Here is a 13,272-nt window from a genome sequence, read left to right as displayed (position 1 = left end):
GAAGAAGGCAGCCAATCCGCATATCCTGATGCTGTCGCCGCCGCTCGACATGAAGGTCAGATGGTTCGAGCATTCGACCGCCTACACCATGGCGAAGTTCGGCATGAGCATGTGCGTGCTCGGACTGTCAGGCGAGCTGAAATCCGCAGGCGTCGCGGTCAATGCGCTGTGGCCGCGCACCACGATCGCGACCGCCGCCGTCGGCAATCTCCTCGGCGGCGACGCAATGATGCGTGCAAGCCGCACGCCTGAAATCATGGGCGACGCGGCGCACGCAATCCTGACCCGGCCGTCGCGCGAGTTCACCGGACAGTTCTGCATCGACGACAAGGTGCTGTACGCCTCGGGCGTCAGGGATTTCGAAAAATATCGCGTCGATCCTTCGGTGCAGCTGATGTCGGATTTCTTCGTCCCCGAGGATGACGCGCCGCCGCCCGGCGTCACCGTGCAGGCGCTGCCCTCGGTCGGCGCGGCGCAGAAATCCCGCTAGAGGGAGCTCGCCGGACTTGCGAAAGTGGATTGCCCTTGCGCTTGCCGTCCTGATCGCCGCGCTGGCGGGCGCGGGCATCCACTTCCGGCCCGATCGCGCGATTCGCGTCGCAACCGGATATGTCGCGCATAACATCTGCTCGAAGGCCTTCGTCTCGGGCTTCGACCCGCAATCCGTATTCGCCGAGATTTCGGATCGCGCCGGCATCCGCAGGCTGCGCCATCTGCTCCGCTTCGACCTCGACCGCACCGCGCGCACCGTCAATGCCTCGACGCTCGGGCTGTTTCGCAGCCGCGCGGCCTTTCACGAAGGGTTTGGCTGCGTCGACGTTCACGGACAGGATCAGCCTTATCTGCTGAAGAATGACGTCGAGGCGCTGAAGGCGAAGGCGCCGCCGTCGCTTCCCGAGATTGCCGGCCCCACCGTGGTCGAGCCGTCCGATCCGACGCTGAAGGCCGCGCTCGATCACGCCTTCGAGGAGCCGGCCGCGCCGCCGTTCCGCCGCACCAAGGCGGTGGTCGTGGTTCACGACGGCAAGGTGATCGCGGAGCGTTATGCGCCGGGCGTCGGTATAGACACGCCGCTGCTCGGCTTCTCCATGACCAAATCGGTCGTCAACGCGCTGATCGGCATTTTGACCCAGCAGGGCCTCGTCACGCCCTCGATGCCGGCGCCGATCCCGGAATGGCGCGGCGCCCACGATCCGCGGCGCGAGATCGAGGTCGAGCATCTCATGCGCATGACCAGCGGCCTCGACCTGGACGAAACCAATTCCGGCTTCGATCCGTCCAGCCGGATGTTTCTCGAAGACGATACGGCCGCCTATGCGGTGAACTCGAAAATGAGCGCGCCGCTCGGCAAGCGATGGGCTTATTCGAGCCCGACCACGCAGATCCTGGCGCGTATCGTTCGCGATGCCGTAGGCGGGCCGGAACAGACGCTGGCCTTTGCCTGGCGCGAACTGTTCAACCCGCTCGGCATGCGCAGCGTCACGCTGGAATTCGACGTAACAGGCACGCTGCAGGGCTCGACCTACATGCTCGCCAGCGCGCGCGACTGGGCGAAGTTCGGCCTGCTCTATCTCAACGACGGCTTCGCCGGCGAAAAGCGCATCCTGCACCCGGACTGGGTCGATTTCTGCGCCGCCGCGACGCTCGATACCGATTACGCCGCCGGCTTCTGGACCAACCGCAGCGAGCATCCCCATGCGAAGGGTCGCGTGCGGGCAGGCATCCCGCGCGACGCATTCTTTGCCTCCGGCGATCTCGGCCAGCGCATCATGATTATTCCGTCGCAGCGCCTCGTCGTGGTGCGGCTCGGCGACAGCGTCGATCCGACCGGCGATATCATGGGCGTTGCCAGGCTGGTGAAGGAAGTGATCGCGGCGATGCAGGAACCGTCATTCCGGGATGGTCCGAAGGACCAGATCCGGAATCTCGAGATTCTCGGGGGCGCAAGGGTGCCCCCCAGTTCGCTTCGCGCCCCGGAATGACGATGTCGTCACCTTCCGACCACATACGGTCCACCCCTTTCCAGCGCACGCACATAAGCCGGCCGGGCGTGGATGCGCTCCAGAAACGCCATCGCCTTCGGATGGCCCTGCTCCAGCCCGCCGCGCGCCGCGGCGGCTTCGAGCGGAAAGCTCATCTGGATGTCGGCGCCGCTGAACTCGCTGCCGGCGAACCACTCGCTCTTGCCGAGTTCGCCCTCCCAGTAATCCATGTGCTGCTTGAGTTGCGGATTGACCAGCGCCGTCAGCGCCTGGTTGGAGACCTTGCGCACCAGCGGCCGCAGCAGGGCCGGCGCGCGCTTCGGCATCAGCGTGAACAACAGCTTCAGCAGCAGCGGCGACATCGCCGAGCCTTCTGCGTAGTGCAGCCAATAGGTGTAGCGCAGCCGCTCGGGCGTACCGGGCGGCGGGATCAGGCGGCCGTTGCCATAGGTACCGATGATGTATTCGCAGATCGCGCCGGACTCCGCGATCGTGTTGCCATTGTCGGTGATAACTGGCGATTTGCCGAGCGGGTGAATGGCGCGCAACTCCTTCGGCGCCCGCATGTCCGGCTGGCGCTGGTAGCGCACGATCTCGTAGGGAACGCCGAGCTCCTCGAGCAGCCAGAGCACGCGCTGCGAGCGGGAGTTGTTGAGATGATGAACCGTCAGCATGGCTGGCCCCCTTCCATTGGCGCGCCGTTGGTGCCAGCCGGTCACGTCAAAGTCGAGACGGCCATCGGTGGAGCGATATATTACCCGGGCGATATTGACATTATTATTTACCCGGATAAATATGAACGGAAGAAAATCCGAAAGACTCTCCAATGGTTGACAATTTCCGCCCCCAGTTCACGGCCTTCATCGGGCCGCTGCGCCTGGCCTCAGGGCCCCTCGCCGAGGTCGCGATTGCCGTCATGAATGCGTCGCACCGGCCGGCCGCGCCGCCGATCACCATATTCGCCGACGCCACCGGCCAGCCGATCGACCTCGACCTGCGCGGCACCGAACGCGACGTCATTGCCCGGCTGCCGCAACCGGCGCCCGATCCGGAAACTGCGCCGACGGAACCGCGCGGGCGTGGACGGCCGAAACTCGGCGTGGTGGCGCGCGAGGTGACATTGTTGCCGCGCCACTGGGACTGGCTGGGGTCGCAGCCCGGCGGCGCATCGGTCGCGCTGCGCAAGCTGGTCGACGAGGCGCGCCGCGCCAATGGCGATGCCGATCGCATCCGAGCGGCGCGCGATGCCGCCTATCGTTTCATGTCCGTCATGGCCGGCAACCTCGCCGGTTTCGAGGAAGCCTCGCGCGCGCTGTTCGCCGATGACCGGCGGAAATTCGCCGGCCTGGTCGCCGGCTGGCCCGACGATATCCGCGATCACGTGGTCAAGCTCGCCTTCAGCGACGGCGCCGAGCCTTGAGACGCGGTTCGCACTTCCGCGATTGGCGTGACCAGGAGAGGCTGGTGCGTTTCACTATATTACGATCGTCATCATAAAGGTGGACGCGCCAGCCACCTTGCGCCACAATGCGGCAAAACATCAGGGAGACTGCCGTGAGCACCAATCCACAATTCCTGTTCGACTTCGGCAGCCCCAATGCCTTCCTGAGCCATGAAGCCATTCCGGCGATCGAGAAACGCACCGGCGTGACGTTTGAATATGTGCCGGTCCTGCTCGGCGGCATCTTCAAGGCCACCAACAACAGGTCGCCCGCCGAAGCGTTCGCCGGCATCAAGAACAAGCGCGAATTCCACGCGTTGGAAACCGAGCGTTTCGTCAAGCGCTTCGGCGTCAAGCCCTATGTCTGGAATCCATTTTTCCCGGTCAACACGCTGAACCTGATGCGCGCGGCGGTGGCGGCGCAGTTGGAGGGCGTATTCGAGAAATATGTCGAGGCCGCGTTCCACCACATGTGGGTCGAGCCGAAGAAGATGGACGACGCTGAAGTCGCGGCCAAGGCGCTGGCCTCGTCCGGCCTCGATGCGGGCAAGCTGCTGGCACGTTCGCAGGACGCGGACGTCAAGGCCAGGCTGATCGAAAATACGCAAAACGCCGTCGAGCGCGGCGCCTTCGGCTCGCCGACATTCTTCGTCGGCAAGGAAATGTTCTTCGGCAAGGAGCAGCTTCGCGAAGTCGAGGAGATGGTCTCGGGCAAGTAGCGACGTGATTCGACTGTTCGACGGGAAGTGGTAAAGAGGCGAATGGCGAATGGTCAGTAAATTGCGGTGGAAATCCCCTACTCGCCATTCGCTATTCGCCCCTTCCAAGACCAACAACAAGGAAAGTTGATCCATGCGTATTCTCGTGGTCGGCGCCGGCGCCATCGGCGGCTATTTCGGCGGCAGGCTGCTGCAGGCCGGGAATGACGTGACGTTCCTGGTTCGGGCGAAGCGCGCATCCGAGCTTGCGAGCGCGGGCCTCGTCATCAAGAGCCCGGCCGGCGACGTGACGCTCAGGAATCCGCCGACCGTGCAGGCCGACAAGCTCAACGAGACCTTCGACGTCGTGCTGTTGAGCTGCAAGGCCTTCGACCTGGAAGACGCGATCAAGTCGTTCGCCCCCGCGGTCGGCAAGAGCACGGCGATCATCCCGCTGCTCAACGGCATGCTGCATCTCAATGTGCTCGACAACAGGTTCGGCGCAGAACGCGTGCTCGGCGGCCTCTGCGCGATCGCGGCGACGCTGAACGAGGCGCGCGAGGTGGTGCAGCTTGCGCCGATGCAGTCGCTCAATTTCGGCGAACGCGACGGCGCGATGCCGGAGCGCGTGCGCGCGATTGCAAAGGTGTTCGACAGCGGCAAGATCGGCGCGGTCGCCAGCGAGCACATCATGCAGGACATGTGGGAGAAGTGGGTGTTCCTGGCCTCGCTCGCGGCCTCCACCTCGCTGATGCGCACCTCCGTCGGCAATATCCTGGCGGCCACCGGCGGCAAGGATTTTCTGCTCGGCATGCTCGACGAATGCAGCGCGATTGCAAAGGCGTCGGGTTACGAACCGGCCGGTCCGTTCTTCCAGCGCACCGCCGGCCTGTTGACGACCGAGGGATCGCCGATGACCGCCTCGATGTTCCGCGACATCAAGGCGGGCCTGCCGGTCGAGGCCGACCACGTGATCGGCGATCTCGTCGTCCGCGCCGACGCCGCCAAGATCCCGGTGCCGAAGCTGCGCATCGCCTATACGCACCTCAAGGCGTATGAGAAGCAGCGCGGGTAGAGCCGAAGCGGACTTCGGCTTGCCCGCTATCCGTTAAAGTGCGCGAGATAATGCGCAAGCGCCTCGATCTCTTCCTCGCTGAGCGGAAAGGCGACATCGGCCATCGCCGCCATCGCGCCGCCGGCCCGCACGCCGGTCTTGTAGTCGCGCAGCGCCTTCAGCAGGTAATCCTCGCGCTGGCCGGCGACACGGGCGACCGCCTTGGTGCCGGCGTAGGTGTCGGTGTGGCACGAGGCGCAGCGCCGGCCGACGGCGGCCTGCGCGCCTTTTTTCGAAAGGTCCGGATCATCGTCCGCCCTGGGCTTCGCCGGTGGAAGCGAGGCGTAATAGGCGCCGAGATTGCGGATGTCGTCGTTGTTGAGCTGCTCGACGATCGGCTGCATCTGCTCGTTCTTGCGGGTGCCGGCACGGAAGAACACGAGCTGCCACTGAATGAACTGGTCGAGCTGCGCCGCCAGCGACGGAATGTTGTCCATCTGCGAGATGCCGCCCTCGCCATGACAGCCGACGCACAGTTCGGCCTTCTGCCTGCCTGCGGCGATATCGGCGGCGCCAACGGATGAACCGCAGCCGACCGCCAACGCCAGCACGGTCGCGACCAGCGCAACGCGCATTGCAAACTCCTCCGTCAGTCCGGAAACAACAGAAGCTGCGGCCACCCGTTCCCGGGTAGCCGCAGCTCCTGGTCCTTCACATCCTACTTCTTGTAGCTGATGCGATAGATGGCGCCGGCCCAGTCGTCGGCCACCAGGATCGATCCATCCTGGGCGAGGATGATGTCGTTCGGACGGCCGAGATAGCCGGTGTCACCTTCCAGCCAGCCGGAAGCGAAGATCTCCGACTTGGCGTTCTTGCCGTCGGCATCGACGATCACGCGCTTGATGCGGGCGCCCTGGTACTTGTGCCGGTTCCAGGAGCCGTGCTCGGCGATCAGGATGTTGTTCTTGTAGTCGGCGGGGAATTGATCGCCGGTATAGAACTTCATCCCGAGCGGTGCGACATGGGCGCCGAGCTTGACGACCGGCGGCGTGAATTCATCGCACTTGTGCCCCATCGCGAATTTCGGGTCCGGAAAATCGCCCTGGTGGCAATAGGGATAGCCGAAATGCTCGCCGATCTTCGAGATCATGTTGAGCTTGTCGCTCGGCATGTCGTCGCTGATCCAGTCGCGGGCATTCTCGGTGAACCAGTATCGCCCGGTGCGCGGATCGACGTCGCCGCCGACGCTGTTGCGCACGCCCAGCGCCCAGATCTCGGCATTGCCGGTCTTGGGATCGACGCGGCGGATCTGCGAGACGCTGGTCGGCGGGATGCCGATGTTGAAGGGCGGTCCGAACGGCAGGTAGAACCAGCCGTCCTTGTCGACGGCGATGTATTTCCAGCCATGCGCGGCATAGGACGGCATGTCGTCATACACCACCTTGCCGGCGCCGAGATTGTCCAGATTGGCTTCGGCGTTCTCGTATTTGATCAGCTTGTCGACCGCGATCACGTAGAGCGCGCCATCCCGGAAGGCGACGCCGGTCGGCATGTTGAGGCCCTTGAGGACGGTCTTGACCTCGCGCTTGCCGCCATTGTCCTTGATCGCGTAGACGTTGCCGAGGCCGAACGAGCCGACGAACAGCGTGCCCTTGTCGCCCCAGGCCATCTGCCGGGCGGCGAGGACGTTCGGGGCCCAGACCTCGATGCTGAACCCTTGCGGCAGCTTGATCTTCTTCATCATCGCCGCGAGTTCAGCTTCCGAAGCGCCGGTCGGCGGACCTGACGGCGGCGCCTGTCCCTTCTGGGCTTCGGTCTCGTCGCCGAGGAACCAGTCGTCAGGTGGATGGGTCCAGAACTCCTTGGTGCCGGACTCGTATTTTTTCAGTGGCTTCTGCTGCGCGCTGGCCTGCCCGGCCCCCGCGACAACGAGGATAGCTGCGAGCGCAAGAATAGATCGATTGAATGCCGATTTCATCGCGTCACTCCCCTGGGCAGCCTGGCGGCTGCGCTTTTATATTTTATTGAGGCGAACTTGGTCTGGTGATGTGCAACAGACCCAAAAATCGTAGCACATCCATCGCGGGATAGAAGCGCGCGTAGCGGTGGCGTGGTCTGCTCGAAAAAAAATTGAGACGGATGGCCAAGTCGTCGCCTTCGCGCAGCGCTTGCTGTCGCACCGCTGCATCGCAGTATTCGCCGACAGCGAACGCCGCACACCAGAGAAGTGGGCGGGCTCCCACGAAGAAGACCGACCGGCGCGTAGGCATGCGCGTTGTTCTCGATGTCCGGATCGTGAAGGCACCACGGCTGAATCCGAATAGTTCATCGTCGGCATTGCGATCGTTGCGGCACGAGAATTTGTAGAGCGCGATAACGTCGCGCAGCAGGCCGAGCCCGAGCGCCCCCAAGGATCGTCATCGGCTTGAACGACGAAGTGCCCACACCGTTGTTGTAAAATGCGGCCTGGTCATTCCCGGAAAGATCCAGCGCCTCAAAGGTACGCCAGACCTTCGCGGAGAGTTTACTCATCTCGTCGTCGCCGAACAGAAAGAGGGCTGGATCACATCGGGGACCCAACACGAAAGCCCGCCGAAATGGCGGGCTTTCGTGTTGCTGCAGATTTGCCTGTTTGAAGAAATCTGGAGCGGGCGAAGGGGCTCGAACCCTCGACCCCGACCTTGGCAAGGTCGTGCTCTACCACTGAGCTACACCCGCATCCGAGATGGCGGCGACGCACGCCGTCAACGGCAGACCTATGCCAAATGCGGACCGCGAATGCAACAGTCCGAACGCAATTGGATGACGCCTGATTGAACCGATTTCGAGAACAAATGGGGTCGAATCGGCTCGAAACCATCCTGGACGGGTCGGGCGGTGTCGGAGGATACGATTCGGAACCCGGATCAGGCATCGGCACGCGCCGGCCCGATGCGCGCGTGCCGTGGCCTGCTGCCCCGCGACCAATTGAATTTTGTGGCCCAGCCGCCATCTAGCGGATGAGAACTTGGTTCCGGGACGTGCTAGAACCCGGTCCCGAAAAGCGTTCGCAAGACATCAGGCGAGGATACCGTGACGATAGTTGAGCAGGGCGGCGGCCCGGCGCCGCAGGCAGCGTCCGATCTGATCAAGGAAACGACCACCCAGGCCTTCGTGAAGGACGTCATCGAGGAATCGAAGCGCCAGCCGGTGCTGATCGATTTCTGGGCGGAGTGGTGCGGCCCGTGCCGGCAGCTCACGCCGATCCTCGAAAAGGCGGTCCGCGCGGCGAAGGGCAAGGTCAAGCTGGTCAAGATGAATATCGACCAGCATCCGGCCATTCCCGGACAGATGGGCATTCAATCGATTCCGGCGGTGATCGCCTTCGTCGACGGCCGCCCGGCGGACGGCTTCATGGGCGCGGTGCCGGAGAGCCAGGTCAGCGCCTTCATCGAGAAAATCACCCAGGGCAGGACCGCGCCGGGTGAACCCAATATCGCGGAAATCCTGCAAGAGGCCGAGGCCGTGCTGGCCCAGGGCGATGCCGCCGCGGCCGCGCAGATCTATGCCGAAATCCTCGGGTTCGACGCCACCAATATCGCGGCGCTGGCCGGCCTTGCGAAATGCTACGTGACGACAGGCGCCGTCGAGCAGGCCAGGCAGACGCTCGCCATGGTGCCGGAATCGAAGCGCAACGACGCCGCGGTCAAGGCGGTGCAGGCTTCGATCGATCTGGCCGAGCAAGCCAAGTCACTGGGTCCGGTAACGGAGCTCGAGCAGAAGGTCGCCGCGAACCCGCTCGACCATCAGGCCCGGTTCGATCTCGCCACCGCGCTCAATGGACTCGGCAAGCGCGGCGAGGCGACCAACCAGTTGCTGGAGATCGTCAGGCGCGACCGCAAATGGAACGATGACGGCGCCCGCAAGCAGCTGGTGCAGTTCTTCGAGGCGTGGGGCGGCGCCGACGAAGCCACCGTCGATGGACGCAGACGGCTGTCGACGATTCTTTTTTCGTAATTCGCGTAACCCACATCCGTGGGCCATGATTTGTGAAGAGAAAACGCATCGAACCAACGAACTGACCGGGACTGCCTATGCCGATCAATGCCGAATACCGCGGACCCGGCGAGCTTCCCGAAATCATTCCGGTGTTTCCGTTGCCGGGCGCGCTGTTGCTGCCGCGCGGCCAGATGCCGCTCAATATCTTCGAGCCGCGCTATCTGGCGATGGTGGACGACGCGCTGCGCGACGGACACCGGCTGATCGGGATGATCCAGCCGGATATTTCCCACACCAGGGATGAGAAGAAGCCTGAGCTGTTCCGGGTCGGCTGCGTCGGCCGCATTACCCAGCTCGCCGAATCCGGCGACGGCCGCTACATCCTCGAATTGACCGGCGTCGCCCGCTTCAAGGTGATCGAGGAAGTCGGAGCGCTCACCGCGTACCGGCAGTGCAGGGTCGATTTCTTCCTCTATGCCGACGATTTTGTTGCACGCAAGGGCGAGGAGGCGGTCGACCGCGCGGCGCTGCTCGAGGTGCTGACCGACTTCCTCAATGCCAACAATCTGAAGGTCGATTGGGAAGGCATCGAAAGCGCGCCGAACGAGGCGCTGGTCAACGCGCTCGCGATGATGTCGCCCTATGGCCCTGCGGAGAAGCAGGCGATGCTGGAAGCGCCCGACCTGAAGACCCGCGCCGAGATCCTGATCGCGGTGACCGAGATGGATCTCGCCAAGAAGCGCACCAGCGGCGACACCGGGCTGCAGTAGAGCGTTTTCCAGCGAAGTGGAAACCGGTTCGCGTGAAGGAAACGCGTCAAAACCCGGCGACCGCGAGCACGACGACCGCGCCGAGCGCTTTCCAGCCGAAGCCGCGGCCGCGCGACCACCAGGCATTGGCGGCGGCGGCAAAGGCGTAGACCGCGACGATCGTCGCCACGATCCAGTGCCGCGCGCTTTCCGAGCCCATCGAGGGCGCGGCGAGCAGCAACACGCCGCCGCCGATCCAGGCGACCGTGCCCGCCTGCCAGACCAGGCGGATCAGCGTCCGCAGGCTTTCCGGCTGGATCGTCGCCATGGCGAATACCTTGGTTTCTCCCAGCGCGCCATGAATCAGGGCCACGACGATGCCGGCAACACCGGCGCATTGCAGAATGAGATCGCGCATCGGAACGTCTCCATACAGTAATGTATGGTTATGCACGACGTCCTGGCCCCTGTCAATACAGTAGTGTATGGTGGCTGGATCATGAGCGATCAACTCTCGGCAAAGGACTGGGTCGACCAGGGCCTCAAGGCGCTGGCGAGAAGCGGCTTCACCGCGCTGAAGGCCGAGCCGCTGGCAAAGGCGCTGCGCGTCTCGCGCGGCAGCTTCTACTGGCACTTTGCCGATATCGCCGCGTTCCACGCCGCGGTCCTGGCGCGCTGGCACGAGGTCGCCGCCGAGCAGATCATCGACAATGTCGAGGCGGCCTCGAAGGACGACAATCCGCTGGCGCTGCTGCTGCGCCGCGTGTTCGGCGAGCGGCTGATGCTGGAGAAGGCCGTGCGCAACTGGGCCAGCGTCGATCCCGCCGCGCGCGCCGCGGTGCAGGCGATCGACCGGCGGCGGCTGAATTATGTGGAGGGCCTGCTGGCGCAGTCGGGCCTGCCGGCGGAAACCGCCCGTGCCCGCGCGCAAATCCTCTATTGGGCGTTTCTCGGCTTTGCGCTGTCGGATCAAGCCCTGCCGAAGGCGCGGCAACAGGCCGTGGTCGACGAGCTGGTGCGGATGGCGACGTCATGACATCCAGCAGCCTGGTGTGTTAAGCACCACTCCGATCCGGAGACATCAAATGAACGCCTCGCCCGAACGCCTCGACGGCACCGTCGATCCGAAGCTGCTCGAAATCCTGGTCTGTCCGGTGACCAAGGGCCCGCTGGAATTCGATACGACGCGGCAGGAATTGATCTCGCGCTCGGCGAAACTCGCCTACCCGATCCGCGACGGCATCCCGATCATGCTGCCGGAAGAGGCGCGGAAGATCGATTGATAACAAGATGTCTCTCGTAGCCCGGATGGAGCGAAGCGCAATCCGGGTTGAGTCGGCCCACTTGCGCGACCGTTCCCGGATTTCGCTTCGCTCCATCCGGGCTACAAGGCTCGTGTCCTACAGCGCCTCGCCCTTCAGCAGCCGCGGCACTTCGCCCGATAATCCCGCCGCCTGCTTGATGAACAGGCTCTTCAGCGGCGGCGCACGGTCGACCAGGCCGAGCCCGATGTCGCGCACGGTGCGCAGCAGGCTCGATTCATTCGAGAACAGGAAGTTCAGCGAGTTGGTGGCAACGCCCATCGCCATGGTGTCGAAGCGCCGCCAGCGCTGGTAGCGCTCGAGCACATCGGCCTGCCCGGGATCGATACCGAGCCGGGCCGCATCGACAACGACTTCAGCCAGCGCGGCAATATCCTTCAGGCCCATGTTGAGGCCCTGCCCCGCGATCGGATGGATGACATGCGCGGCATCGCCGACCAGCGCCAGCCGCTCGGCGACGAACGAGCGCGCGACGAAATAGCCGAGCGGAAACGCGCGTGGCCTGTCGAGCGCCTTGATCTCGCCGAGGTGCAGCCCGAAGCGCTTTTCCAGTTCCTCGTGAAATTCGGCATCACCGAGCGCGGTGATCCGCGCGGCTTCCTTGCGGCTTTCGGTCCACACCAGCGACGAGCGCTTGCCTGTCAGCGGCAGGATCGCGAACGGTCCTGCCGGGAGAAAATGCTCTTCGGCGCGGCCATGATGATCGCGCTCATGGCCGACGGTGACCACGATGCCGGATTGATCGTAGTCCCAGCCATGGGTGGCAATTCCCGCGCGCTCGCGCAGTCGCGAGCGTGCGCCATCGGCCGCGACCAGCAGGCTCGCCTCGACGACATTGCCATCGGCGAGCGTCACGGTGACGCCATGGGGACGCGAATCGTAGCTCGAAACGGCAGTGGCGCGGAGATCGATGCCTTCCGCCTCGGCACGCGCGACCAGCGCATCGATGAGACGGCGGTTCTCCACCATGTGTGCAAACGGTTCGCCCGGCTCGACGTCGCCGGCGAATGTCAGAAACACCGGCCGGGTGGCGTCTTCCAGCCTGGAATCAGTCACCACCATGTCGAGGATCGGCTGCGAGTCCGCCGCGATCTGGTCCCAGACGCCGAGCGCCTCGAACAGCCGCCGGCATGCCGCGACGATGGCGGTCGCCCGCGGATCGCGGCTCGGCCGCGCGGCCAACGCCGGATCGGCCACGATGACGGGAATATCCGCGCCCAGGCCCTGGCGGAACGCCAGCGCCAGCGCCAGCCCGGCAAAGGCGCCGCCGCAGATGACAATGCTTCGCTGTGTCGACATGCGACCCCTTATCCGGTTACGCCATCCCCGTTAGACCAGACTTGCTACCTGATATTAGCTGGGCGAAACAGGGTCCAGAAACAAGGTTGCTTAACCGGATCGTCATTCCGGGGCGCGCGGCGGCGCGAACCCGGAAACCGGAGGTTTGGCACCGGATCCGCGCCCCGGAACGACGGCAGAATCGCAATTTGAAAGCAACTCCCCATGTCCAAAGGCCTGATTGACCTGATTTCCATCCTCGATCTCGAACAGCTCGAGGTGAACCTGTTCCGCGGCAACAGCCCGAAGACGAGCTGGCAGCGGGTGTTCGGTGGGCAGGTCATCGGGCAGGCGATGGTCGCGGCGTGCCGCACCGTCGAAGGCCGGTTGCCGCATTCGATCCATTGCTATTTCATCCTGCCCGGCGATCCGCAGATCCCGATCATCTACCAGGTCGAACGCCTGCGCGACGGCAGGAGCTATTCGACGCGCCGCGTCACCGCGATCCAGCATGGCAACGCCATCTTCTCGATCATGGTGTCGTTCCATGCCGAGGAAGAAGGCGCTTTCGATCATCAGGACAAGATGCCCGACGTGCCGCCGCCGGAAAAGCTCACGGCGGAGGAAGTATCGAAGCAGCCGATGTTCAAGGAGATGCCGGAATTCATCCGCCGCTATTACGAATCCGACCGGCCGATCGAACTGCGACCTTGCGAGCTCGGCCGCTATTTCGGCCAGAAGATCGACGACGGCCGCATCCATGTCTGGAT

The 13,272-nt window shown here is 64.1% G+C and carries 15 protein-coding genes, 1 tRNA gene and 1 pseudogene; 10 read left to right on the top strand and 7 right to left on the bottom strand.

Translation table 11 applies throughout. From position 1 onward, the window contains the following. A pseudogene (locus V7E26_RS25500) lies at positions 1–490 on the top strand (SDR family oxidoreductase); the annotation flags it as partial. A gap of 16 nt (positions 491–506) precedes the next feature. Further along, the gene (locus tag V7E26_RS25495) at positions 507–1,982 is read left to right on the top strand and encodes a serine hydrolase domain-containing protein (RefSeq protein WP_324421671.1); all 1,476 of its coding nucleotides are present in this window, start codon (positions 507–509) and stop codon (positions 1,980–1,982) included. A gap of 8 nt (positions 1,983–1,990) precedes the next feature. Here the strand turns inward: V7E26_RS25495 and V7E26_RS25490 are convergent, their stop codons facing one another. After that, positions 1,991–2,656 carry a glutathione S-transferase family protein gene (locus tag V7E26_RS25490; protein WP_324421670.1) on the bottom strand — a complete coding sequence of 222 codons (666 nt, stop codon included), beginning with the start codon at positions 2,654–2,656 and terminating at the stop codon, positions 1,991–1,993. A 152-nt stretch (positions 2,657–2,808) separates the two neighbouring features. Between V7E26_RS25490 and V7E26_RS25485 the strand changes: the two genes are divergently transcribed. The 3 genes from V7E26_RS25485 to panE all read left to right on the top strand — a co-directional run bounded on the left by V7E26_RS25485 (position 2,809) and on the right by panE (position 5,196). After that, a complete protein-coding gene (locus V7E26_RS25485) occupies positions 2,809–3,402 on the top strand; it encodes a DUF2239 family protein (protein WP_324421669.1) in 594 nt (197 codons plus the stop codon). Positions 3,403–3,536: 134 nt separating this feature from the next. After that, complete coding sequence (locus V7E26_RS25480) at positions 3,537–4,142, top strand: 2-hydroxychromene-2-carboxylate isomerase (protein WP_324421668.1); 606 nt, start codon at positions 3,537–3,539, stop codon at positions 4,140–4,142. A 133-nt stretch (positions 4,143–4,275) separates the two neighbouring features. Further along, positions 4,276–5,196, top strand: coding sequence for a 2-dehydropantoate 2-reductase (panE, locus tag V7E26_RS25475; protein ID WP_324421667.1), 921 nt, complete (start codon positions 4,276–4,278; stop codon positions 5,194–5,196). A 26-nt stretch (positions 5,197–5,222) separates the two neighbouring features. Here the strand turns inward: panE and V7E26_RS25470 are convergent, their stop codons facing one another. The 4 genes from V7E26_RS25470 to V7E26_RS25455 form a co-directional block, all read right to left on the bottom strand. Then, positions 5,223–5,810 carry a c-type cytochrome gene (locus V7E26_RS25470; protein ID WP_324421666.1) on the bottom strand — a complete coding sequence of 196 codons (588 nt, stop codon included), beginning with the start codon at positions 5,808–5,810 and terminating at the stop codon, positions 5,223–5,225. Between the two features lie 83 nt (positions 5,811–5,893). Further along, positions 5,894–7,153 carry a PQQ-dependent sugar dehydrogenase gene (locus V7E26_RS25465; RefSeq protein WP_324421665.1) on the bottom strand — a complete coding sequence of 420 codons (1,260 nt, stop codon included), beginning with the start codon at positions 7,151–7,153 and terminating at the stop codon, positions 5,894–5,896. 43 nt (positions 7,154–7,196) lie between these two features. Further along, positions 7,197–7,586 (bottom strand): phospholipase effector Tle1 domain-containing protein, encoded by a 390-nt coding sequence (locus tag V7E26_RS30080; protein WP_442893478.1) that lies wholly within the window; start codon positions 7,584–7,586, stop codon positions 7,197–7,199. Positions 7,587–7,818: 232 nt separating this feature from the next. Beyond that, positions 7,819–7,893: transfer RNA gene (locus tag V7E26_RS25455), tRNA-Gly, on the bottom strand. A 354-nt stretch (positions 7,894–8,247) separates the two neighbouring features. Here V7E26_RS25455 and trxA point away from each other — a divergent pair. Both trxA and V7E26_RS25445 read left to right on the top strand, forming a co-directional pair. Further along, positions 8,248–9,171, top strand: a complete 924-nt coding sequence (trxA, locus tag V7E26_RS25450) for a thioredoxin (protein ID WP_324421664.1) — start codon at positions 8,248–8,250, stop codon at positions 9,169–9,171. 77 nt (positions 9,172–9,248) lie between these two features. Then, positions 9,249–9,923 (top strand): LON peptidase substrate-binding domain-containing protein, encoded by a 675-nt coding sequence (locus V7E26_RS25445; protein ID WP_324421663.1) that lies wholly within the window; start codon positions 9,249–9,251, stop codon positions 9,921–9,923. 46 nt (positions 9,924–9,969) lie between these two features. Here the strand turns inward: V7E26_RS25445 and V7E26_RS25440 are convergent, their stop codons facing one another. Next, a complete protein-coding gene (locus tag V7E26_RS25440; protein WP_324421662.1) occupies positions 9,970–10,320 on the bottom strand; it encodes a hypothetical protein in 351 nt (116 codons plus the stop codon). An 81-nt stretch (positions 10,321–10,401) separates the two neighbouring features. On the opposite strand from V7E26_RS25440, the gene V7E26_RS25435 reads away from it, so the two are divergent. After that, positions 10,402–10,938, top strand: coding sequence for a TetR/AcrR family transcriptional regulator (locus tag V7E26_RS25435; protein ID WP_324421661.1), 537 nt, complete (start codon positions 10,402–10,404; stop codon positions 10,936–10,938). Positions 10,939–10,987: 49 nt separating this feature from the next. Then, positions 10,988–11,185, top strand: coding sequence for a Trm112 family protein (locus V7E26_RS25430; RefSeq protein ID WP_324421660.1), 198 nt, complete (start codon positions 10,988–10,990; stop codon positions 11,183–11,185). A gap of 117 nt (positions 11,186–11,302) precedes the next feature. Here V7E26_RS25430 and V7E26_RS25425 read toward each other — a convergent pair whose 3' ends face one another. Next, on the bottom strand, positions 11,303–12,523 hold the full coding sequence (locus tag V7E26_RS25425; protein ID WP_324421659.1) for a ubiquinone biosynthesis hydroxylase: 1,221 nt from the start codon (positions 12,521–12,523) through the stop codon (positions 11,303–11,305). A 204-nt stretch (positions 12,524–12,727) separates the two neighbouring features. On the opposite strand from V7E26_RS25425, the gene V7E26_RS25420 reads away from it, so the two are divergent. Continuing rightward, positions 12,728–13,272: acyl-CoA thioesterase (locus V7E26_RS25420; protein ID WP_324421658.1), on the top strand; the 545-nt coding region annotated here is incomplete at its 3' end.

Origin of the sequence: Bradyrhizobium sp. (genome assembly GCF_036735945.1) — a bacterium.
Classification (GTDB): Bacteria; Pseudomonadota; Alphaproteobacteria; order Rhizobiales; family Xanthobacteraceae; genus Bradyrhizobium.
The sequence above is the reverse complement of the archived record's forward strand: the minus strand, read 5'-3'. Positions and strand labels throughout refer to the sequence as shown.